Origin of the sequence: Rhodococcus rhodochrous (assembly GCF_014854695.1) — a bacterium.
In the GTDB taxonomy this organism is placed as follows: Bacteria; Actinomycetota; Actinomycetes; order Mycobacteriales; family Mycobacteriaceae; genus Rhodococcus.
Genome location: NZ_CP027557.1, coordinates 862491 through 881751, shown reverse-complemented (window position 1 = coordinate 881751; position 19261 = coordinate 862491). Strand labels below are relative to the sequence as shown.

Here is a 19261-nt window from a genome sequence, read left to right as displayed (position 1 = left end):
TCTTTCAGATTCGGGGTGTGCGGACGTTGGTTGCGTGGTTGCGGGTGCGGCGGGTGCGGGTCGGGTTGTTCGCCCACATCGGCCGCTGGTGCGACGGGCGCGGAAGGGCACGCTGCTGCGGAGTCTCGAGGGCCTGGTCGAGCTCGGCGTCGGAGAAGGTGTGTGTCTCGTCGGGGAGCCAGCGGCCGACGTGGCACGTCAAGCCTGCATCTCGCGCGATCTCGGCGAGCTGTTCCTGGAGCCGCGCGACTCGGTTTCTCGCCGACCGCCTCGGGTCGACGGCCTCGTCGTAGATCGCGTAGTCCAGGTTGTAGCCTCGGATTCCCTCGTTGCGGGCGGCGGTGGACTCCTCGGTCTCGTCCAGGTGGATGGTCGTCTCGAGACCTCGGTGCTCGACGCGGGCGATGCCTTCGTAGCGGAATCCGTTGCGGCCGAAGAAAGCGACCCGGTCACCATCGTTGATCTGCGGTGCTGTGTATCGCAGGGCGCGCATGAGATGCATGCGGAGGACCTCCTGGACGTGGCGACGCGCGAGGCCGGGCAGAAGGTACGGGCGGGCAGGTTGGCTTTCCTGGCGCGTCAGGTGTGCGAGGGTTGCCCGCATCCAGTCGGGAATGTCCTGCGCATTGCGCCACCAGGGGTCTGGGAACTCGAGTTCGGGGAGGTTGTACGGTGCGGTGTCCTGCAGGTTCATTACGGCGGCGATCATTTCGTTCACGGACGGGATGTATCCGTGCGGGAACTTACGTTTCGTGTTGTCGTCGAGGCGCATCCAGTGCAGCTGTTCGGGTGTCGCGGCGGGGCCGATGAACTCGGAGCCCGGGCACAGAACGGGCGAGTCGTCCTCGCTGTACCGGTAGTCCTCGTCCATTACTTCACGGGCTGCCATCTCTTCGATGCGCGTGGTGATCGCGAGACCATGCCAATGTCGGCGACAGTGCGGGCACCGCGGGAACTCTGGGTCGTAGTAGTCGAATCCGCCGATAGGTTCCCCACCGGCCATCTGCTCGTCGACCAACGCGTCGATCGCGTCGACGACATTTTGTTCACGGTTCATCGTTGGCTGCTTTCTGTGCGTGGACGGCTGCGGACATGAGGTTGGTGACGATGTCGAGTGCTGCATCCGGGGTGAGGAGCAGACCGAGTCGGTGGCCGTTTGGCCGGACGATCAGCATGTCTACGGCGGTACCCCTGACCGAGATGTGGATTCCTGGAGCTTCATTCACTTCTGTCCTCGTATCTGTTCGAGGAAGTTGAGGGTGTCGATGGTCCGTTGTCCGCTGTGCTCGTGATCTCGGACGCACCGCCACACACCGTCTCGTAGAACGAGGATGCATTCGTCCGGTGAGAGTTCGACAGTCACCGTCCGCCCGGGTTGCAGCAGTCCACCGTCGTTGTACGGTTCGTCGTGGTCAGGCACCGCGCCCACCGAACGTCGCCACCAGTTCGCGTGTGGTCATCTGCTCGACTTCGGACTGGTCGTAGCCGAGTGAGACCGCGTACGCGACCCACGCGTGGTGTGCGGAGTGGTGGGTGGACAGCGGGCGGGTGGATTCGCGGGAGACGTCGTCGGCCGGTAGGCAGACGCCGCCGCACGGCGCGGAGCGGATCGAGGCGCACTTACGGCAGTCCCAGACTTCGAGGGTGGAGGACATGGTCACGCTGCACCGCCCATGATGTGGTCGTACCAGCGCTTCACCCAGCGGGCGTCACCGAGCGCGGTGTGCCGTTCGTCCTCGGTCGGCGGTTCGATACCGCACGCTCGCGAGAGTTCGTCCGAACGCCACGGCGGCGCGACGAACTCGGCAGCAGCCTTGCGCAGTTCGCGATTTTCAGCGTCCAAGGCACGCATGATTTCCAGTTCAGCGGCGGCGAGAGCGGCGGGGGTCCCAACTTCGGACACCTTGCGTGCCTTCTGTTCGGCCGCGTATCGGGCCTGGCGAGCCTTATCGAGGGCTTCCGTATCCGGGATGCGATCCCAGTTGGAGGAGGTGAGCCATCCGGCGGCGAGTACTTGGACGTCGACGAGTTGGTGCCAGGGCGGGCACAGCCTGTGCCGGCGGAGCATTGCGGCGAGGACCTCGGTGTCGAAGTGCGGGACGACGCCGACGATGATCGCGTCACGCGTCGCGCGCTCGACATCGATCGCAGCATCGACCTCAAGTAGCAACGTCCGGCGGTCACGCGGCACCAGAGTCGTATCGACGGTGAGCGACCACGATGCCTTCGGCCCACCCTTGAACCGTTCGTGGAACCGGCCGACCTGTAGGCCTTTCAGTTCGGCGTTGGTGTTGTCGATGTCGGCGATCTGGATACACCGTTCGGTTTCGGTGCCGTCGACCTCGCGGCGGATCCATGCGATCTCCCACGGCCGGCGGTCGGCGTGCAGACCGTTGGTCTCGGTGTCGAGGAACACGATCGGGCGGTTGGTCATCGTTTGGTCCTCCAGGTGTCGGCGTGAGGGCAGGTGGTGAAGTGGGACAGGTACAGGGGTTTGTGTGCCGCGCGGAGGCCGTCGCGGTGGGGTCCGTGCACGACGCCGGCGTGCAGAACACCGGTGTGCAGCGAGGCGGTGACGTTTCCGCGTTCGGAGGGTTCGGGGTCCAGTGGGATCCGTTTCCCTGCCGCGGTCTCGGCCCACACGATCGGGCGGCCGCAGGAGCGGCAGTGCTCGACGGGCGTGATCATGGTGAGGTTCGCGCTGGGCATCAGATCCCCTCGACGTCGAGCTGGCCCTTACGGGCTTGCTTGTTGTAGGCCGTGACCAGGACTCGAGCGACGCACTGCGTGAGCGTTCCGCGGGCGCGTTCTTGGAGATCGCGGGCGCGGATGACGAGCTGTCGGGAGGTCATCTCGGACATGGCGTCGCCGAGTCGTCCGTTGTCGATACTCAGCGAGTACGTGTCGAGGACGAGCGCGACGCCTTCGAGGACGACGGCCTTTCGGGCGTCGTCCTCGCCGGGCCAGATGTCGAGGACCAGGACGAGGGTGTCGGCAAGGACTTCGGGGGCAGAGCGGGACCAGATGCGTTCGAGAGCTGCGCAGCACTGCAGGTTCCTCGGTCCGGACCCTTGCGTGACCGTGAGTCCGCACTCGCGGGCGATCTTCTCGATCGAGAGGACTACGGTGTCGCCGGATCCTCGGCGGGCGTGCCAGCGATCCCAGGTGCTCAGTGCCTTCGTCTTGGCATCGATGTCGTAGAACAGCTTGGCTTCATCGGCGAGGGACAGTCCGGTGTGGATGGTGGCTACGAGTGCGGTGACGCCGGCGCGTGAGGCTGCGGCCCAGCGGTGCTGCCCGTTGATGATCGCGTAGCGGGGTGAGCAGTGTTCGCCGCGGTCCGAGACCTCGAGGACGCCGACGAGGCGTCGGTCCCAGGTGGTGGCGATCTGGCCGGCGCGTTTGGTGTCGAGTTCGCGCTGGTACAGGCGGTCGGAGAACATGTCGTCGACAGGGACGACGTCGATGTAGGTGTCTATGTCGCTCACTGGTCCGTGTCCTTTCGTGCCCGGCGGATCTCTACGACGTCCTCTCCTGCGTGGCGGATCTCTACGACGCCGGCGGCGGCGAGCTGTTCAGCCGCAGCCTTGATCGGGTTGGGTTCGCCCTTGCTCTCGTCCTTGGTTGCGTTTCGGGGCAGCGAGTCGGCCGCCGGCAGCCGGACGTCCCACGCGTCGGCCCATTGCAGATACCTCGCGAGGTCCTCGTCGGTCGGCTTCACCGGTGTGAGGAGACCGAGGAACGACTCCCCGACCACGACGGAGAGGGTGCGAGACTCGGAGTGCGCGGTGAGCTGGATCGGGTGCGCGTACGTCTTCGCCGCGGAGGTGAACGCGGACACGACCTGCGGGCTCATGTGCACGGTGGTCATCCCGGCCTCGGGCATACAGCGGATGCGGGAGATGGTGTGGGCGACGTCGGGGAACCCGGTGTAGGTGTCCATGCGGGGCAGTTCGAGGGCTTGACCGTCAATGCCGGGGAGGCCGGAGACGTCGGCGATCTTCACGTAGTTGTCGCCGACCTCGATACGCAGGATTGCTTCGGGCTCCTCGCCTTTATCGGCCGGCGCTTTGAACACGGACAGGATCTTGCGGATCTGCTCGGGTGCGAGGTCGACGATGACACCGTCGTCGGGGATCGGGACGATGTCGTCTTCGGATTCCCACACGGAGACGATGGCGAGGCCGGACGTCCAGCCATCGGTGGCGGTGAGAGTGATGTTGTGCGGGTCGATGGTGAAGCGCACCCGGTCGAGGATCTCGACTTTGGGGTTGGCGTGGGGTGCGACCGCGGTGCACGCGCGCCGCAGGTCGTGGGTGGAGACACCAATGACGGTCACTGGTCGGGCCTTTCGGTGGGGATCGGGATCTCGAGTTGCCCGTCGACGGGCACGGACGTCGTGAGGTGGTCACGGCACAGCCAGCTGTGAATCTTGATCCGCCGCTCCGCTGGCTGGGAGTGCCACCAGGAGTCCGCGTTGTCGACAGTCGTCACTCGGTTGACCTCCGGCACTGTGGGTGCTTCACAACACCGGCAGGGAGCTGTTCTCCGCAGACCGAGCAGTTCCGCACGATCGGCTGGATGTTGGCGAGCGCGGCCTTGATCGCGGGTGCGACGGGAACGTTGTCAGTGACACTGACGGTGTCTTTACACGGCTGCCCGACCTCCGGCATCACTGTCAGCCCTTCCGAATCTCGCGGGAGCATTCGACGCAGACCAGGTGCGGCACGGTCGAATCGGACTCCCGATTGGGGATCTTGGGGACCAGGCACGCGTGGACGATCAGTCCTGTGCATTCGCTGCACAGTCCGCCTGGTACGTCCGTGAGCGGTTTCCGTGGTCGTGGCTTCGGTTCCGGCTTCACGAACCCGCCGCGGCGGAGCACGCGTCGCACCGCTTCGGCGTGCGTCTCGAAGGCCTTCTGGACGGATTTGTCTCGGTCCTGGAAGGCCTTCACGATTCCTTCGTGAAATTCCTGGTGGCGGTCCTGGTCCATGACGAATGCGCCGCACACGTGGCACACCACGAGGGTGCTGAACATCTCTGACATGTCAGATCAGCTCCAGGAACGAGTTCATGGCCGCGGCGACCGCGATGCACGCCGCGGCGATGATCAGCACACCGACCGCCAGCGCGCAGCTGCGGAGCACCGGCGGAACCTTCACCGTCCGGTCCTCGGCGATCCATTTGAGTCCGGCGACGAGCAGGAGGATCGCCAGCACGACCGCGAAGGCCGTGCCGGCGACAGCGATGACCGCTCCCATGTCACCGATCCCCTGCGGGCAGGTTGATGATCGCGCCCTGCGGGACGGGCAGGATCTGGATCTTGCCGTCCTCGATTGCCTTGAGCACCACGTAGTTGTCGGCACCGTAGAGGTCGATCAGCGCGCGCTCACCCTGTGCCTTGAGTTCGAGGCGGCGGTTCTCCTCCTCCTGGGCGATCGCTGCCTCGGCGGCGCGCTGGGTGGCGAGGAGTTGGTCGGTGAGTTCCTTCGGTAGGACCGGCTTCTGCAGCGACAGGTCGATGTTCGTGAAGTACTCACCGCCGGTGGCCTGCTCGATCGCTGCGGGCAGGGTGTCTTTGACGCGCTTCTCCCACGTGGCCTTCGCCGCGGGGTCCTGGTACAGCTCACGCCAGGTCATGCCCTGCGTGGCCTCTGTGATGGCCTTGCGGAGCGGTTGCTGCAGGTAGACCGCGAGGATGCCCGGCCAGTCTTGTCCGCCTTCGTATTTCAGTCCGATCTTCTCGTGGAACTGGACGAGGGTGTCGCAATCGGTGTTGAGGGTGAAACGCAGCTGTCCGACGACGCCGAGGTCGATACCGTCGCGGTCAGCGACGGTGATCGTTGCGATGTCGGATTCCTCTCCGGTTCCGAACACGTAGGTGCGTTGACCCGCGGGGTAGGTAAACGACTGGTCGGCGGGGCCGTAGAACACGCGGGCGCTGGGAGCAACGCATTCCTGGAAGGACGTCTTGGACAGCGGGCCGGCGTCGTAGATCAGTCCGGCCTCGTCAGGAGAGGTGGAGATGCTGCAGCCGGTGAGAATGAGGACTGCGGGGAATGCGATGAGGGCGGTGGCGGTCTTGCGGTTCACGGGGTGTCCTGTTCTGTGAGGGATCGGCTGATGGAGCGGCGATGTGCTCTGCCGGCGAGCAGGCGTACGAGGATGACGTTGAGTCCGAGCCAGGCGACGATGAGTGCGGGCCCGATGGCGCCGGCCGCGAGAAATCCGAGAGCTGCGCTGGTCATGGCGATGGATGCTGCGGTGAGCCATCGCAGCGAGTTCGGTACGTCCGGCGTAGGCGGGGTCATTGCGGATTACCGAGAGCTTCGCTGAGTTCGGTGATCATGTTGTCTTCGCCTCCCCCACCGAATTGCTGCCAGGTGCGCAGGAGCGACCGGACATTCTGGAGCTGCGCGAGCGTGGCAGCGGCAGCGAGTCGGGTCTCTGCGAGGGCGTCGACCGTCGGGGCCGCGTGGACGTGGCTTTCGTGTCCCGAGGGTCCGGGGTATCCGCCGGCGGCTGCGCGTTTCGTATCGCGGCGGTGGCTCACCGGGAGTTCTCCTGCACCGGGTCGTCGAGGATTGTTGCGACGAGTGCATGGGTCAGCTCGGAACGGGCCTCGCGGTCGAGCGGGCCGGTGGTGGTGATGCGGACGTCTCCGGTGGCTTCGTCGAGCGTGAGGCCGGCGGTCTCATCGGTCGAGCACCACGGCAACGCGATGGGTGGGCAGTGCAGGAGTGCGTACTGCGGTCCGAGCTGGTCGGCGATCGCACGCATGTCGGTGTCGGACAGTGTGTTCGTCATCGTGGTTCTGCTCCCGGGGTAGTCGGCTCAGCTGCGGCCGGGTCGTTTAGTTACTTGGACGGGCAGGTCTAGGACGTGGGTCGTGCACCGAGTGGTGCCGTGCCAGAGGATTCCGGGACGCGATCCGACGACGAATTCTCTGCCGGAACAGATTTCAACGAATGTGGTTCCCTCGGACAGCGTCCGGATGATCCGGTCGTCGAAGATCACGGGTTGCCCGAGACTGCGGTTCATGATTTTCTCCGTGTTTTTGACCCACCCAGGTAGTTGTCGAGATCATCAACGTGGATCCGCCAGGTGCCGTGGGGAGCTTTTTCTTGGGTAGCAATGAGGTCACCCGTGCGGCAGGCGTCGTATATGCGCTTCGTTCCGCACCGCGCATACTTCGCCGCCTCGGGGACGGTCATCCACGGGGACCGCGATAGGGGTTCACTTGCCCGAGTCACCTTCGAAGCACTAGCGGAGACGCGAGAGGCCTCCACCGCTGCCTCGTCGCCTACGCTGTGGGTGCCAACTACATCAGCAGAAAGTGACGTCCCATGGGGTTCCTGTACGTCGGTAGCGACGCCAACGTCCTTCAAGCGGAGGACCGAGTCGTAGTCACTCTTGAGTTCGCTCTCAGCGTCGTCGCGCGGAGGTACACCGCAGCCGTGCTTGTGTCCGAACTCGCGTATTGGGACGGCGTATCCACACGTGCCGCGGTGTACGACCCCGGTGTCTCCGGCCTCGACCGATGCTGGTTTGAATCGGACTTGCCTGATGTCTCGATCGATGCCGAGTACCTTCAGCGCGCCCTTGATTGCGCTGATGCACTCGATGGATGGATCGTCCTGGAGGCGAATGATGAAGTCGTAACGGATAGTCGTCGGGCGGCAGAAATCAAACGACGCTCCGTTTCCATGGATTGACAGCACAGCGCCACGAGAATCTGCCCGTTCAAATTCCGCCTCGAGCATGTCTCGAAAGTGATCGGGTGCGAGCCAAGGCATCAGAACACCCCCGTGGTGAGAGTGATGTATAGCCACACAAGGGTTCCGATTGCCGTGCCGAGCGTGAGGATCCACAGAGCAGGCTTGAGGAACTCGGGGCGGGCCGTGTCTCCGACACTTTTGGCGTCGTCTAGAGCTGTGTCGCGGACAGCGAGGACCTGGACGTCGATCACGGTGCTGCGGCCTTCAGTGTCGGTCGGGGTGGGGAAGAAATGTGCGGTGAGGGTGTCGAAGATCGGGGTGTCGCTTGGGGTGTGCAGCGCGAGAGTCACGTCAACTCGATTCGTGTAGTGGGTCGTACCGGAAATGGGTGGTGACAACCGTCGGGTAGGTTCCGCCCATGGATTGGTCAGGTATCGGGGCTATTGCATCGCTGATTGCGGCACTCGGTGTTCTCTGGGAACGGTGGACGTGGTGGCGATCGCGACCCCGCTCGGATGTGCAAGTGCGGGTCACCAACCGAAGGGAATTCCCGTTCTTCAAGTTCGAAGGTGACGGTGAGTGGGCTGCGCAGTTAAAGAACTGGGGTTCGGAACCGGCGTTCAGCGTCGAAACGATGGGATTCCACTGTGCGGTGAGTTGGGGAAGCGAGGGGGAGAAGCTCAGTCGAGTAGACCCCGGAGTGGTATTGCCGTTCTCGGTTGACTTCGATCCAGAGGATGCAGACCGCGCGTGGATTCTCGTCACGTGGACGTCTCCGTCCGGGGGCCGGGATGCGACTGAGGCTGCGTGGTTTCCCATCTCCGAGCTGGAGGAGCTGGCGGCAATACGAGAACGTCAGATCGACCGTTCCTGGTTTCGGACGGCAGTAGCGCGTCGAGCCATTGGCCGGCTACCGTCGCCCGCCTCTGTTGCACGAGGGCGTATCCGCACCATGTCGCCGAGTTCGCCAGCACGAACACAGCAACGAGACCTCCTGCGTCCGCCCACATGGTGGCGACGATGGTCAGCGAGGCTAGTGCGAGTAGAGCCAGAGATAGACGTCGCGGATATGTGGGGACTGTAGTAACCCCGCTGCATTGCACGCGAGCGAACAAGCCATTCCTGCTCACCGAGAACAATCCCCGTCGTCAGCTGTCGGAACGTCTGTACCCGTTAGGATCACACGGTCGGCGAGGATCGCGTGGTGGTCATTGTCGGCGGCGTTCAGGTCGGGGATGCGGCCTGTTTCAAAGTTGCTCAAGCCGGCCGCTGTGCTCTGGTCACCCATTGCGTGGGTCCTCTCATCGAGCAGGGTTGGAAGTAGGGTCCGGTGACGGCGTGGTGCACATCGGGTGCGGCTGGATCAGGACTCCATCGGCACACCGCCACCAGAGCTGAACCGCCCCCGCGTGCGATCTATACGGACTTGAGTCGACGCTTGGACGCGGCTGCGGGCCGACGAAGGTAGTTATCGAGATCGTCTCTGTGGATCCGCCATTCGCCGTTTCGGCCGGACGCTTGGAATCCGACGATCTGCTCGGTGTGGAGTAGGTGGAGCACTGTTTGCGGATGGCGCTTGATGTACGCGGCCGCTTCCTTGACGGTCATCCATGGCGTGCCGGCGACTTCTGCTGTGGGGGCGCTCATGCGGAGATCCGTTCTGCGTCCTTGTCTTCCCAAGTGACAATCTCGCCGAGTCCGAGCCCGAACGCCTTGGCGACACCGATTGCGAATGCCATCGACGGCTCCTCGCCTCGGTCTCGAACCCGGACGAGGGTTGACCGACTGGTGCCGATAGCGGCAGCGAACGCGTCATCAGAGTCGATACCGGAATTGCGCTTGAGTCGAGCGAGAAGGCCGGGGCGGACCATCGCCTTTGTCTTTCCCGATCGTTCACCGACTGTGTTGTTCATGACTCAGAAAGTAAATGTTGTGACTCACTACGTCAAGTCATTACCGATTCATTGCGTGTTGCATTCGACTCGGAACTTGTGTCATTCTTGACACATGACAAGCGCTGATCAGTGGGTTCGACAGACCGTCGGTGACGCTTCCCTTCGCAAGGTCGCGGCCGAAGCCGGAATTAGCCAAGCCACCTTGGCGCGCCAGATCCGGGAGGGAACACTCACCGCCGAGTCAGTGGTGAAGATTGCCCGCGCCTATGGAGTGTCGGTGGCTGATGGATTACAGGCGATCGGAGTGCTGACGGAAGAGGATGTCCTGCCGATCTCTGTCGAGAAAGCGCTACAGGAAGCAACGGACGAACAGCTGGCCGACGAAGTGTTGCGCCGAATGAAGGCCGGCAACGAGATATACGACCGGCCACTCAGTGAAGTGGGCATGGTTCGCACCTTGAAGCCACGCGTGCCGGATGTGGACCTTGCGGACCTGGAGGGCCTCGACTACGTATCGAACAAAGACGACAATTCGGACCCAGAAGATGATCATGTATGGGACGTTTAAAGCATGCGTGATTTGGAACAAATGGCCGCTGCCGCCGGGATCCTCATTCTCGAGGGCGAGCTTCCCGGCGGCGAGCGGGGACGTTGGTATCCCAGTAAACGCGTGATTGTCCTTCAATCGGGCATGTCGGCAACGAGGACTCGGTGCGCCTTGTGTCACGAACTGGGACACGCGTTTCTGGGACACGACATGTCTACACTCGACCCGGTCACACGCGCTCGACAGGAGCGCCAGGCCGACGAATTCGCGGCCGAAAAACTGATCACCGCTGAGCGCTACGCCCGAGCCGAAACTCTTCACGGCGCATACCTTCCTTCAATCGCCAACGAACTCGGTGTGACCTTGGCGATTGCCGAGGCGTGGCGCGAGCTCTGGATGAAGAAGGGGCAGGATGGGATCCGCTCGACAACTTCCCTCTGGAAGATGGCAAGCTCGGTACGTTGACAGCTTCGGTCGGCATCGAACCGCCGGCACGTGGCCCAACGAAAAGATGGCACTCGGCAAGGCCCAGGCCGCCGAAGATGCCGATCGCATCTCCCCCACAAGCGCCGAAGCGGCTCGAATGACGTGGGGTGAATGGGAGCCGAAGTGGCAGGCCGGGCGCCGCGTCGCACCGGGGACGCTGGCGAGGGACAGCAACCGACTCGAGAATCACGTCAAACCGAAGTGGAAAGACGTGAAGATCAACTCGATCACCGGTCACGGCATCCAGGTATGGCTTCGCGAACTCGAGATAGACGCGGGCCTGTCTCCGTCGACGATTCAGAAGTGCTTTCATCTGCTGTCGTCGTCTCTACGGGCGGCGGAGTTCGCTCGTGTTATTCCCTCAAATCCTTGCCGAGGCGTGAAGCTGCCGAAGGGTGGCGCAGTGATCGAGCGGTATCTGACGCGTGACGAGGTACAGGATCTGCTCGAGGTACTCGATGCTCGGGACCGGTTCGTCGTCGAACTGCTGACCGGAACAGGCCTTCGTCTCGGCGAGGCCTTGGGTCTGCACTGGGAATCGGTCGACCTGACTCATCGGACCATCCGAGTCGCTCGATCATGGGACCCAGTAGGCGGGTCGATGAAGCTTCCGAAGAGCTGGCAACAGCGGTCGGTACCGATATCCCGTCACCTCGCCGCGCTGCTGCGCGCCGAGCTGTCGGCACATGGTCCGGGGACGCCGGCGGACGTGCGATACGACCGGGAGGTGCGCGCCCGTACGGGCCTGGTCGTCAGAGCCCGGCAGGGTAACGGTCCTCTCGGAGAGAAACGGTTGCGCGGGCGTTGGGAGAAGGCGTTCCCCCTCGCATCAGAATCTCGGAAGAAGGTCGGCAAAGACGAGATTGCGCCCGCTCGTCTCCATGATTTACGTCACACTTACGCGTCATGGCTCGTACAGGATGGCGTGTCGATCTACGCCCTCAAGGAGTTACTGGGACACCAGTCTGTGGTGACCACGCAGCGGTACTCGCACCTCGCGAAGTCACAGTGGGACGACGTCCGGTCCGCGCTTGGTGACCCACCAGAACGGAGCTCCCGACGTGCCAACAAACGTGCCAACGGACGGCACATTCACAGACTTGTTAACACTCGCAGAGAGGTGCGTTCACATCCAGAAACCAGCAGCTAGCACTCGGTTTTACGCGGATTCCCTCGCAGACCTTCGCACACCTCAATCAGACTTTTAATCCGCAGGTCGTAGGTTCGAGCCCTACTGGGGGCACCGGCAACGCCGGCGTCGTACGCGACGCCGGCGTTCGTCGTTCCGGAACGTTCCGCAGCCTGGTCGGAGACGGCGCGGTCCTTCGTCAGAGACGGTGGGAGCCGGGCGGGACGTCGTCGGTGTTCCTGCCGAGTTCCCTCTCCGCCTCACGGCGCGCTTCGAGACGCTCCTGCTCGATCCGGCGCTGTTCGAGATCCGTGCGGGCCTGCTTCAGATCACGTCCGCGCTTGCGGTAGCGGGTGAGCGCGACGACGAAGATCACCGCGAGCAGAGCTCCGACGATCGCACCGATCAACGTGGCGCCGCGGAAACCCGGCGCGTCCACGTCGAGGATCCGCTCCCCCGCATGCGCACCGTTCCCGGTGCCCAGCACGACCGCCAGGGTCATGAGGTTCGGCAGGGCGACCACCAGCGCGAGCACGCCGAAGGCGATCTGCAGCCCGCGGCTGTACCTCCAGTTGCGGACCTGCCAGATCCATGCGAGCAGCGCGATGGGGATCGCCGTGCAGAGGATGCCGAAGAGCAGACCCCACAGCACTCCGCGCGCGAAGCCCCCCTCGGCGAGGTTTGCGATCCGCTGCGCCCACCAGCGAGGAACGAACGCCGCCAGGGTGTAGTAGGCGATGACGAGCACGATCAGCGCCACGACCACGGCGATGGTCTTCTTCGCCCACGGCGGCAAGCCTTTCCGCGAACCCGCTTCGTCGACATTCATGTCCGTCATTTCGAACCTTCCTCGCCGATCGGTACGTACACCTGCCGTGCGCATCTCAGCCTACGGACCACCGCATTCGGGGCAGTGCATTCGGGCAGGTCTCTTCGCACTGCGAATTTCACCCGGTGCGGTTGCCCGTCTTTGTATACGGTGAGCCGCAGGGGTAATCGAATGTTCATCGTCCGGGGAGGAACATGCGCAGTTTCGTGGACCTGGGCCTGTTCCTGGCCGCCGTCGCTCTGGGAATCGGGTCGGTGTTGCCGGTGGTCGGCGGGATACGACCCACCGAGATTCCCCTGTCGGCGCTGCGCGACGGTTTCCCCGACGGCGATCTCGCCGGAGTCGCGGTCCCGGGTCTGCCGCTGTACGAGTCCCTCGCGGTACCGCTGGTCGTGGCCGCGGTCCTGCTCCTCGCCGCTGCACTGTTCGATTCGGTGGCCGTCGGCTGGGCCGGGACGCTGATCGGTGTCGCGACGGCGGCGGTGTTCTGGACGCGCCTGTTCCAGACCCACGGCGAGTACGTCGAACTCAACCGCAGTACGACACTGACCAATCAGAACGGGACCGTGCTCCTGCTCAGCGGCACGCTCGTCGCGCTGCTGTGCTGCCTCATCGCGCTGCGCCGTTCGTCGACGAGCGCCGCCTCGCTCGATTGACGCCTCCCGCTGGAACGGGCCTCGTCCCGATACTCTCTCGGCACCGGGTGGCCGCTTCGGGGCACCCACGAGTCAAGGCAGGAACGATGGCAAGTCTCGACGATCTGATGTCCCGCATTCCCGTCGACCAGGTGGCGCAGCGGCTCGGTGTCGACAACGCGACGGCGGAGACGGCCGTCCGCGCAGCGCTCCCCACCCTCGTCGGTGGTCTCGACGCCAACGCCCAGAACCCGACCGGGGAGGCGTCGCTGCTCTCCGCGCTGGGCAAGCACTCCGAGTCGAACCTGGCCGAGGGCACGGTCGACGTCGACGGGATCGACACCGAGGACGGCGACAGGATCGTCTCCAACGTCTTCGGCGACAAGAAGGACCAGGTGATCTCGACCCTCGGTTCCGTGAACGGCGCCGGCGGGAACGATCTGATCGCCAAGGTCCTGCCGATCATCGCCCCCATCGTGCTGTCCTATCTCGCCAAGCAGATCGGCGGCGGCGCGGGAACGAACACCGCGAGCGCCCCGCAGGGTGGAGGTCTCGCCGATCTCCTCGGGGGTCTGCTGAAGAACGCCGGGGGCGGATCGGCTACCTCCGGCGGTGGGATCGGCGACGTCCTCGGCAGCGTGCTCGGCGGCAACTCGGGTGGCGGACTCGGCGGTCTCCTCGGTGGACTTCTCGGTGGCGGCAAGCGCTGAGCCCCGCTGGAACAGCACGTTCCGCTCGTCCGTGTGATATGTCACGAGCGGGACGGTGCTGTCGTCGGACGGTCCGGACCTGTACCGTGATCCGGGCGAATACGGGGGGCCACCGGACACCGCGTGCCGCGGCGACGAACGGCCGGGCTCCCCTCCTCCGTAGGCCGGCGGAGTACACGGACACGATGTGAGGGGTAGAAGAGCATGACGCGAGTCCTGACTCAACTGGAGCTGCTGCGAGAGCTGGAGCCTGTGGCCGAAGCGAACCTCAACCGGCATCTCTCGATGGCGAAGGACTGGCATCCCCACGACTACGTGCCGTGGGACGAGGGCCGGAACTTCGCCGCGATGGGCGGTGTCGACTGGGAGCCGGAGCAGTCGAAGCTCGACGAGGTCGCCAAGGCGGCGATGATCACCAACCTGCTCACCGAGGACAACCTGCCCTCCTATCACCGGGAGATCGCCGAGAGCTTCTCGCGCGACGGCGCCTGGGGCACCTGGGTCGGCCGGTGGACGGCGGAGGAGAACCGTCACGGCATCGTCATGCGCGACTACCTGGTCGTCACGCGCGGTGTCGATCCCGTCGCGCTCGAGAACGCCCGCATGGAGCACATGACGAACGGCTTCTCGTCCCCCAACTCGACGGGCATGCTCCACTCCGTCGCCTACGTGACCTTCCAGGAGCTCGCGACCCGCGTGTCGCACCGCAACACCGGCCGTGCCTGCGACGACTCGATCGCCGACAAGATGCTCCAGCGCATCGCCGCCGACGAGAACCTGCACATGATCTTCTACCGGAACATCTGCGACGCGGCGATCGACATCGCACCGGCGCAGACGCTCGCCGCGATCGTCGAGGTGCTCGAGAACTTCCAGATGCCCGGCGCCGGCATGCCGAACTTCCGTCGCAACGGCGTGCTCATGGCCAAGCACGGCATCTACGACCTGCGTCAGCACCTCGACGACGTCGTGATGCCGGTGCTGCGCAAGTGGAGGATCTTCGAGCGCGATCTCGGCAGCGAGGCGCAGCAGGATCTCGACAAGCTCGGCAACTTCCTCGACGAACTGGGACGTCAGGCGGGGCGGTTCGAGGAGATGCGCGATCGCTCCCTCGCCCGCGAGGCCGCCAAGCGGGAGAAGGTGGGCGCGGACGCCTGAGTCCCTATGTGTGCGGACGCCCGAGTCCGGATGCACACAGCCGCCCGAGTCCGGCGGAGGTTATCCTGTGCCCGGTGCCGTTTTCGGTGCCGGGCACAGTCGTTTCCGCAGCCCATCACTGACGGGCACGCTATTTCTTTGTCACACAACGTTTTCCAGAGGTACCCATGTCTTCCCTCCGTATCGGCCCGCTCGAACTGAACAGCCCGGTCGTGCTGGCGCCGATGGCGGGAGTGACGAACGTCGCATTCCGCACACTGTGCCGCGAACTCGAACTCGAACGCGCCGGCAGCACGTCGGGCCTGTACGTCTGCGAGATGGTCACCGCCCGCGCCCTCGTCGAGCGGCATCCGGTCACCATGCACATGACGACCTTCGGCCCCACCGAGACGCCGCGGTCGCTGCAGCTCTACACCGTCGATCCCGACACGACCTACGCGGCGGCGAAGATGATCGTCGACGAGAACCTCGCCGACCACATCGACATGAACTTCGGATGCCCGGTCCCGAAGGTGACCCGCAAGGGCGGAGGGTCCGCTCTCCCCTACAAGCGCCGGTTGTTCGGGCAGATCGTCGCGGCCGCCGTCCGCGCCACCGAGGGCACCGACGTCCCGGTCACGGTCAAGTTCCGCATCGGGATCGACGACGAACACCACACACATCTCGACGCCGGTCGCATCGCGGCCGCCGAGGGCGCCGCGGCCGTTGCCCTCCATGCCCGGACCGCTGCGCAGCGGTACTCGGGAGCGGCCGACTGGGACGAGATCGCACGGCTGAAGGAGCACGTCACCGACGTGCCCGTGCTCGGCAACGGCGACATCTTCGACGCCTCCGACGCCGAGAAGATGATGGCGCAGACCGGTTGCGACGGCGTCGTCGTCGGTCGCGGTTGCCTCGGACGTCCGTGGTTGTTCGCCGAACTGAGCGCCGCGCTCGGTGGTCGCCCGATCCCCACCCCACCGAATCTCGGCGAGGTGACGCAGATCATGCGGCGGCACGCCGAACTGCTCGCCGATCACCACGGCGAGGATCGCGGTCTGCGCGACATGCGCAAGCACATCGCCTGGTATCTGCGTGGTTTCCCTGCGGGTTCGGAGATCCGCAACGGCCTCGCCCGGGTGTCGACGCTCGCCGAACTCGACGACCTGCTGGGCAAACTCGACCACGACGTACCCTTCCCCACCGATGCCGAAGGCCCGCGGGGACGTCAGGGCTCCCCGAGCAGCGTCGCTCTGCCCGACGGCTGGCTCGACGATCCCGAGGACACCTGCGTGCCCGAGGGCGCCGACATGATGCACTCGGGCGGGTAACCCGTCCCGGCACGTAGTCCCGGACGACAGACGGATCGACCGATGGATGTCGTGCGACACAGCCGCGTCACGATCACATGCAACAGACGATCAGTATCATTGCGGAGTCCTCGCGACGGTCGCCGGTGAGCGATCACGTGGACGACGACGGATGACGAGGCGGCGCGACCGCGGAAAGAGCAGGTATCGGTGGACGAGGAGCACGAGACAGGATCCCCGGATCCTCGCGCTCCCTGGGAACGGCCGATAGCCGACAGCAGCTACCGCGAATCCCGCTCGTCCCGCCGCAACCGCTCGGGTGGGATGCACCGCTCCGACGACACCGATCCCGATTCGCGTCGCCACGAGAGTGCACGCAACCGCCGGGCCGCGGACTCGGACGATCCGGAACAGCTCACGGTCGCCGAACTGCTCGACAAGATGGGACGACGATCCGATCCGTCCCCCCGGTCGGATCCGCCCACCGATCCGCCCCCTGCCGATCCGCCGCACACCTCCACCTCGTCGTTGCCCCCGGCTCGTCCCCGCGACCCGGAATCCGCCCGGCACGTCGCGGCCGAGGACGCTGCCGGTCGAGCGGAGCTGCCGCGCAGGACGCCGCCTCCGGCTGCGCCGACTCCTTCGGGACCTCCCAGCCCTCCGGTGCCGACTCCTTCGGGACCTCCCAGCCCTCCGGTGCCGACTCCTTCGGGACCTCCCAGCCCTCCGGTGCCGACTCCTTCGGGACCTCCCAGCCCTCCGGTGCCGACTCCTTCGGGACCGCCGACCACGGTTGTCCCACCGGTGCAGCCCGGTGCTCCCCGCGTGCCGCCGGGACCGTCCCGGACTCGGCCGCCGGAGAAGCCCGTCCCGCCGCGCAGCCAGGCGTCGGACCGGATGGCGGGCCCCCCGCCTGCTCCGCCCTCGGTACCGACTCCCCCGCCCTCGGCCCCGCCCCCGCGAGCAGTGCCTCCAGCGGACTCACGCCCAGCGCCTCCGGTGGACTCACGCCCGGTCCCGCCTGCAGAGCCACGTCCACCGGTCGAGCCCCGTCCGGCGCCCCCCGTCGGACCCCCGCAGACACCTCCCCCGCGAGAGCAACCCCCGATCGCGGACGAACAGCCGACCGTCAAGATCGGTGCGGTGTCCCCCGAGGGCGCTGCGTCGCCCGCCGAGGACGACAACGACGACAAGGCGACGGACGAGAAGGCGCACGGCTCCGCTCGGCCCCGCACGGTGGGCAACGCCGGTCTCGGCCGGCTCGCGCAGAGCAAGCAGCGCAAGCGGAAGCGTCTGAGGTTCGCGGCGAGAGCAGCGGTGGCGTTCGTCTCGGTCCTCGCGCTCCTCGGTAACGGTGCGGTGTGGGGATACGTCCGGTCCACGGAGGCCGGCTTCTCCCAGATCGCCGCGCTGGACACCGAATCGGAGGACATCGTCGACCCGGTCGGTCAGACCGGCGACGAGACCTATCTGATCATCGGCACCGACACCCGCGCCGGTGCGAGCGGTGAGATCGGCGCCGGGACCGTCGAGGACGCAGAGGGCGCTCGTGCCGACACCGTCATCCTCGTCAACATCCCCGCCGACCGCAGCCGCGTGGTCGCGGTGTCGTTCCCCCGCGACCTGGACGTCGAGCGACCGGTCTGCCGCGGATGGGACAGCGCGACCGGCGAATACGATTCCGAGCTGTATCCGGCCGCCGAAGGCGACAAGCTCAACGCGACCTACGCCCTCGGCGGACCGAAGTGCCTGGTCAAGGTGATCCAGAAGATGTCCGGATTGAAAATCGGCCATTTCGTGGGCATCGACTTCGCCGGCTTCGAATCGATGGTCGACGAGATCGGCGGCGTCGAGGTGTGCAGCTCCATACCGTTGTACGACAACGAACTCGGTCCCTTGATCGAAACTCCCGGCACCCACACCCTCGACGGCAAACGGGCACTCGATTACGTCCGCGCCCGCAAGATCGACCAGGAGGGCAACAGCGACTACGGCCGGATCAGCCGGCAGCAGAAGTTCCTGTCGTCGCTGCTGCGCTCGACGTTGTCGAACAAGGTGCTGTTCGATCCCGGGAAGCTCAACGGCTTCATCAGCGCCTTCACCCGCGCGACCTTCGTCGAGAACGTCAACGCGGAGTCGCTCGTCAAACTCGGGCGTTCGATGCAGAACGTCGAGGCGGGTGCGGTGTCCTTCCTGACCATCCCCACGGCCGGTACCAACGACTGGGGCAACGAGATTCCGCGCACGGACGACATCAAGGCGATCTTCACCGCGATCATCGACGATCTTCCGCTGCCGGGTGAGAAGCGGGAGGAGGACCCGACGGAGGTCGCGGCCGCTCCCCCGGCCGAACCGCTGCCGGCGCAGCTCGCTGTCGATCCGTCGACGGTGTCGGTGCAGGTCTCGAACGCGTCGGGTCTGTCCGGGCTGGCGGCCGGCACCGCCGAGGAGGTCGCCGCCTACGGCTTCCCGGTCTACTCGATCGGCAACTACGCCTCCGGGACGAGCAAGCAGACCGTGATCCGCTTCAGCGAAGGCCAGGAGACCGACGCCGCGACGGTGGCCTCGGCTTTCCCCGGTGCGGTGCTGCAGGAGGCTCCTCCATCGGCCCAGTTGGGCAGCATCGTGGAGATCGTCCTGGGTACCAGCTTCGACGGCACCGTCGTCGCTCCCACCCCCGCGGGCACGCCACTCGCCCCGATGCAGATCCAGACCCGGTCGGAGTCGTCGGTCGAGCTCCCCGCCGATCTCGCGATCACCAACGCCGCCGACGATCTGTGCACGTAGACACCACTGTTCGGCCGTCGACGTTCACCTGTGGTTCATCCGATGCTCGCCGTTCGGACCGCTCGAGGTCGTAGG

The 19261-nt window shown here is 65.4% G+C and carries 28 protein-coding genes; 10 read left to right on the top strand and 18 right to left on the bottom strand.

Annotated features, from left to right (window positions below):
• Positions 1-4 precede the first annotated feature (4 nt).
• The 8 genes from C6Y44_RS04045 to C6Y44_RS04015 all read right to left on the bottom strand — a co-directional run bounded on the left by C6Y44_RS04045 (position 5) and on the right by C6Y44_RS04015 (position 4494).
• Complete coding sequence (locus tag C6Y44_RS04045; RefSeq protein WP_192378650.1) at positions 5-1057, bottom strand: hypothetical protein; 1053 nt, start codon at positions 1055-1057, stop codon at positions 5-7.
• Positions 1047-1175: a hypothetical protein gene (locus tag C6Y44_RS28325; RefSeq protein ID WP_263869917.1), complete on the bottom strand. Its 129-nt coding sequence runs from the start codon at positions 1173-1175 to the stop codon at positions 1047-1049. The genes C6Y44_RS04045 and C6Y44_RS28325 overlap by 11 nt, the downstream gene beginning before the upstream one ends.
• Before the next feature lie 237 nt (positions 1176-1412).
• Complete coding sequence (locus C6Y44_RS04040; protein ID WP_192378649.1) at positions 1413-1661, bottom strand: hypothetical protein; 249 nt, start codon at positions 1659-1661, stop codon at positions 1413-1415.
• On the bottom strand, positions 1658-2434 hold the full coding sequence (locus C6Y44_RS04035; protein WP_192378648.1) for a 3'-5' exonuclease family protein: 777 nt from the start codon (positions 2432-2434) through the stop codon (positions 1658-1660). Before C6Y44_RS04035 ends, C6Y44_RS04040 begins: the two co-directional genes overlap by 4 nt.
• The gene (locus tag C6Y44_RS04030; protein ID WP_192378647.1) at positions 2431-2709 is read right to left on the bottom strand and encodes a hypothetical protein; all 279 of its coding nucleotides are present in this window, start codon (positions 2707-2709) and stop codon (positions 2431-2433) included. The genes C6Y44_RS04035 and C6Y44_RS04030 overlap by 4 nt, the downstream gene beginning before the upstream one ends.
• Complete coding sequence (locus tag C6Y44_RS04025; protein ID WP_192378646.1) at positions 2709-3488, bottom strand: DUF6551 family protein; 780 nt, start codon at positions 3486-3488, stop codon at positions 2709-2711. Before C6Y44_RS04025 ends, C6Y44_RS04030 begins: the two co-directional genes overlap by 1 nt.
• On the bottom strand, positions 3485-4339 hold the full coding sequence (locus C6Y44_RS04020) for a hypothetical protein (protein ID WP_192378645.1): 855 nt from the start codon (positions 4337-4339) through the stop codon (positions 3485-3487). Before C6Y44_RS04020 ends, C6Y44_RS04025 begins: the two co-directional genes overlap by 4 nt.
• Positions 4336-4494, bottom strand: a complete 159-nt coding sequence (locus C6Y44_RS04015; protein ID WP_192378644.1) for a hypothetical protein — start codon at positions 4492-4494, stop codon at positions 4336-4338. The genes C6Y44_RS04020 and C6Y44_RS04015 overlap by 4 nt, the downstream gene beginning before the upstream one ends.
• A 280-nt stretch (positions 4495-4774) precedes the next feature.
• Here C6Y44_RS04015 and C6Y44_RS04010 point away from each other — a divergent pair, with 280 nt between their 5' ends.
• Positions 4775-5047, top strand: coding sequence for a hypothetical protein (locus C6Y44_RS04010; protein ID WP_192378643.1), 273 nt, complete (start codon positions 4775-4777; stop codon positions 5045-5047).
• 4 nt (positions 5048-5051) lie between these two features.
• Here the strand turns inward: C6Y44_RS04010 and C6Y44_RS04005 are convergent, their stop codons facing one another.
• The 6 genes from C6Y44_RS04005 to C6Y44_RS28440 all read right to left on the bottom strand — a co-directional run bounded on the left by C6Y44_RS04005 (position 5052) and on the right by C6Y44_RS28440 (position 7217).
• The gene (locus C6Y44_RS04005; protein WP_192378642.1) at positions 5052-5264 is read right to left on the bottom strand and encodes a hypothetical protein; all 213 of its coding nucleotides are present in this window, start codon (positions 5262-5264) and stop codon (positions 5052-5054) included.
• 1 nt (position 5265) lies between these two features.
• Positions 5266-6096 (bottom strand): SPFH domain-containing protein, encoded by an 831-nt coding sequence (locus C6Y44_RS04000; protein ID WP_192378641.1) that lies wholly within the window; start codon positions 6094-6096, stop codon positions 5266-5268.
• Positions 6093-6314 (bottom strand): hypothetical protein, encoded by a 222-nt coding sequence (locus tag C6Y44_RS03995; RefSeq protein ID WP_192378640.1) that lies wholly within the window; start codon positions 6312-6314, stop codon positions 6093-6095. The genes C6Y44_RS04000 and C6Y44_RS03995 overlap by 4 nt, the downstream gene beginning before the upstream one ends.
• On the bottom strand, positions 6311-6556 hold the full coding sequence (locus C6Y44_RS03990) for a hypothetical protein (RefSeq protein ID WP_192378639.1): 246 nt from the start codon (positions 6554-6556) through the stop codon (positions 6311-6313). Before C6Y44_RS03990 ends, C6Y44_RS03995 begins: the two co-directional genes overlap by 4 nt.
• Positions 6553-6810: a hypothetical protein gene (locus C6Y44_RS03985; protein WP_192378638.1), complete on the bottom strand. Its 258-nt coding sequence runs from the start codon at positions 6808-6810 to the stop codon at positions 6553-6555. The genes C6Y44_RS03990 and C6Y44_RS03985 overlap by 4 nt, the downstream gene beginning before the upstream one ends.
• Positions 6811-7040: 230 nt before the next feature.
• The gene (locus tag C6Y44_RS28440) at positions 7041-7217 is read right to left on the bottom strand and encodes a helix-turn-helix domain-containing protein (protein WP_225623807.1); all 177 of its coding nucleotides are present in this window, start codon (positions 7215-7217) and stop codon (positions 7041-7043) included.
• A 132-nt stretch (positions 7218-7349) separates the two neighbouring features.
• On the opposite strand from C6Y44_RS28440, the gene C6Y44_RS28045 reads away from it, so the two are divergent.
• A complete protein-coding gene (locus C6Y44_RS28045; protein ID WP_225623855.1) occupies positions 7350-7718 on the top strand; it encodes a hypothetical protein in 369 nt (122 codons plus the stop codon).
• 80 nt (positions 7719-7798) lie between these two features.
• Here the strand turns inward: C6Y44_RS28045 and C6Y44_RS03975 are convergent, their stop codons facing one another.
• The 3 genes from C6Y44_RS03975 to C6Y44_RS03965 all read right to left on the bottom strand — a co-directional run bounded on the left by C6Y44_RS03975 (position 7799) and on the right by C6Y44_RS03965 (position 9634).
• Complete coding sequence (locus C6Y44_RS03975; protein WP_192378636.1) at positions 7799-8071, bottom strand: hypothetical protein; 273 nt, start codon at positions 8069-8071, stop codon at positions 7799-7801.
• Between the two features lie 1066 nt (positions 8072-9137).
• Entirely contained in the window at positions 9138-9368 is a 231-nt protein-coding gene (locus C6Y44_RS03970) for a helix-turn-helix domain-containing protein (protein ID WP_192378635.1), read from the bottom strand.
• Entirely contained in the window at positions 9365-9634 is a 270-nt protein-coding gene (locus C6Y44_RS03965) for a transcriptional regulator (RefSeq protein WP_192378634.1), read from the bottom strand. Before C6Y44_RS03965 ends, C6Y44_RS03970 begins: the two co-directional genes overlap by 4 nt.
• 94 nt (positions 9635-9728) lie before the next feature.
• Here C6Y44_RS03965 and C6Y44_RS03960 point away from each other — a divergent pair, with 94 nt between their 5' ends.
• Genes C6Y44_RS03960 through C6Y44_RS03950 form a run of 3 tightly spaced genes read left to right on the top strand, consistent with a single transcriptional unit; the run spans position 9729 to position 11799 of the window.
• On the top strand, positions 9729-10184 hold the full coding sequence (locus C6Y44_RS03960) for a helix-turn-helix domain-containing protein (protein ID WP_192378633.1): 456 nt from the start codon (positions 9729-9731) through the stop codon (positions 10182-10184).
• 3 nt (positions 10185-10187) lie between these two features.
• Positions 10188-10628 (top strand): ImmA/IrrE family metallo-endopeptidase, encoded by a 441-nt coding sequence (locus C6Y44_RS03955; protein ID WP_192378632.1) that lies wholly within the window; start codon positions 10188-10190, stop codon positions 10626-10628.
• A gap of 46 nt (positions 10629-10674) precedes the next feature.
• Positions 10675-11799 (top strand): tyrosine-type recombinase/integrase, encoded by a 1125-nt coding sequence (locus C6Y44_RS03950; protein WP_192378631.1) that lies wholly within the window; start codon positions 10675-10677, stop codon positions 11797-11799.
• 178 nt (positions 11800-11977) lie between these two features.
• Here C6Y44_RS03950 and C6Y44_RS03945 read toward each other — a convergent pair whose 3' ends face one another.
• On the bottom strand, positions 11978-12616 hold the full coding sequence (locus C6Y44_RS03945; protein WP_159416672.1) for a hypothetical protein: 639 nt from the start codon (positions 12614-12616) through the stop codon (positions 11978-11980).
• A gap of 185 nt (positions 12617-12801) precedes the next feature.
• Between C6Y44_RS03945 and C6Y44_RS03940 the strand changes: the two genes are divergently transcribed.
• The 5 genes from C6Y44_RS03940 (at position 12802) to C6Y44_RS03920 (ending at position 19186) form a co-directional block, all read left to right on the top strand.
• Positions 12802-13263, top strand: coding sequence for a hypothetical protein (locus C6Y44_RS03940; protein WP_016695567.1), 462 nt, complete (start codon positions 12802-12804; stop codon positions 13261-13263).
• 86 nt (positions 13264-13349) lie between these two features.
• Positions 13350-13952, top strand: a complete 603-nt coding sequence (locus tag C6Y44_RS03935; protein WP_120281477.1) for a DUF937 domain-containing protein — start codon at positions 13350-13352, stop codon at positions 13950-13952.
• A 204-nt stretch (positions 13953-14156) separates the two neighbouring features.
• On the top strand, positions 14157-15110 hold the full coding sequence (locus C6Y44_RS03930) for an acyl-ACP desaturase (protein ID WP_088897468.1): 954 nt from the start codon (positions 14157-14159) through the stop codon (positions 15108-15110).
• A 167-nt stretch (positions 15111-15277) separates the two neighbouring features.
• Positions 15278-16420 carry a tRNA dihydrouridine synthase DusB gene (gene dusB, locus C6Y44_RS03925; RefSeq protein ID WP_159416673.1) on the top strand — a complete coding sequence of 381 codons (1143 nt, stop codon included), beginning with the start codon at positions 15278-15280 and terminating at the stop codon, positions 16418-16420.
• 876 nt (positions 16421-17296) lie between these two features.
• A complete protein-coding gene (locus C6Y44_RS03920; RefSeq protein WP_225623806.1) occupies positions 17297-19186 on the top strand; it encodes an LCP family protein in 1890 nt (629 codons plus the stop codon).
• Positions 19187-19261 lie beyond the last annotated feature (75 nt).

Excerpts from the sequence above, each read along its gene's own strand:
- C6Y44_RS04045 (WP_192378650.1), bottom strand. The coding sequence starts at position 1,057 with ATGAACCGTGAACAAAATGTCGTCGACGCGATCGACGCGTTGGTCGAC.
- C6Y44_RS28325 (WP_263869917.1), bottom strand. The coding sequence starts at position 1,175 with ATGCTGATCGTCCGGCCAAACGGCCACCGACTCGGTCTGCTCCTCACC.
- C6Y44_RS04035 (WP_192378648.1), bottom strand. The coding sequence starts at position 2,434 with ATGACCAACCGCCCGATCGTGTTCCTCGACACCGAGACCAACGGTCTG.
- C6Y44_RS04030 (WP_192378647.1), bottom strand. The coding sequence starts at position 2,709 with ATGCCCAGCGCGAACCTCACCATGATCACGCCCGTCGAGCACTGCCGC.
- C6Y44_RS04005 (WP_192378642.1), bottom strand. The coding sequence starts at position 5,264 with ATGGGAGCGGTCATCGCTGTCGCCGGCACGGCCTTCGCGGTCGTGCTG.
- C6Y44_RS03995 (WP_192378640.1), bottom strand. The coding sequence starts at position 6,314 with ATGACCCCGCCTACGCCGGACGTACCGAACTCGCTGCGATGGCTCACC.
- C6Y44_RS03985 (WP_192378638.1), bottom strand. The coding sequence starts at position 6,810 with ATGACGAACACACTGTCCGACACCGACATGCGTGCGATCGCCGACCAG.
- C6Y44_RS28440 (WP_225623807.1), bottom strand. The coding sequence starts at position 7,217 with ATGACCGTCCCCGAGGCGGCGAAGTATGCGCGGTGCGGAACGAAGCGC.
- C6Y44_RS28045 (WP_225623855.1), top strand. The coding sequence starts at position 7,350 with ATGGGGTTCCTGTACGTCGGTAGCGACGCCAACGTCCTTCAAGCGGAG.
- C6Y44_RS03970 (WP_192378635.1), bottom strand. The coding sequence starts at position 9,368 with ATGAGCGCCCCCACAGCAGAAGTCGCCGGCACGCCATGGATGACCGTC.
- C6Y44_RS03965 (WP_192378634.1), bottom strand. The coding sequence starts at position 9,634 with ATGAACAACACAGTCGGTGAACGATCGGGAAAGACAAAGGCGATGGTC.
- C6Y44_RS03960 (WP_192378633.1), top strand. The coding sequence starts at position 9,729 with ATGACAAGCGCTGATCAGTGGGTTCGACAGACCGTCGGTGACGCTTCC.
- C6Y44_RS03955 (WP_192378632.1), top strand. The coding sequence starts at position 10,188 with ATGCGTGATTTGGAACAAATGGCCGCTGCCGCCGGGATCCTCATTCTC.
- C6Y44_RS03950 (WP_192378631.1), top strand. The coding sequence starts at position 10,675 with ATGGCACTCGGCAAGGCCCAGGCCGCCGAAGATGCCGATCGCATCTCC.
- C6Y44_RS03945 (WP_159416672.1), bottom strand. The coding sequence starts at position 12,616 with ATGACGGACATGAATGTCGACGAAGCGGGTTCGCGGAAAGGCTTGCCG.
- C6Y44_RS03940 (WP_016695567.1), top strand. The coding sequence starts at position 12,802 with ATGCGCAGTTTCGTGGACCTGGGCCTGTTCCTGGCCGCCGTCGCTCTG.
- C6Y44_RS03935 (WP_120281477.1), top strand. The coding sequence starts at position 13,350 with ATGGCAAGTCTCGACGATCTGATGTCCCGCATTCCCGTCGACCAGGTG.
- C6Y44_RS03930 (WP_088897468.1), top strand. The coding sequence starts at position 14,157 with ATGACGCGAGTCCTGACTCAACTGGAGCTGCTGCGAGAGCTGGAGCCT.
- dusB (WP_159416673.1), top strand. The coding sequence starts at position 15,278 with ATGTCTTCCCTCCGTATCGGCCCGCTCGAACTGAACAGCCCGGTCGTG.
- C6Y44_RS03920 (WP_225623806.1), top strand. The coding sequence starts at position 17,297 with ATGGCGGGCCCCCCGCCTGCTCCGCCCTCGGTACCGACTCCCCCGCCC.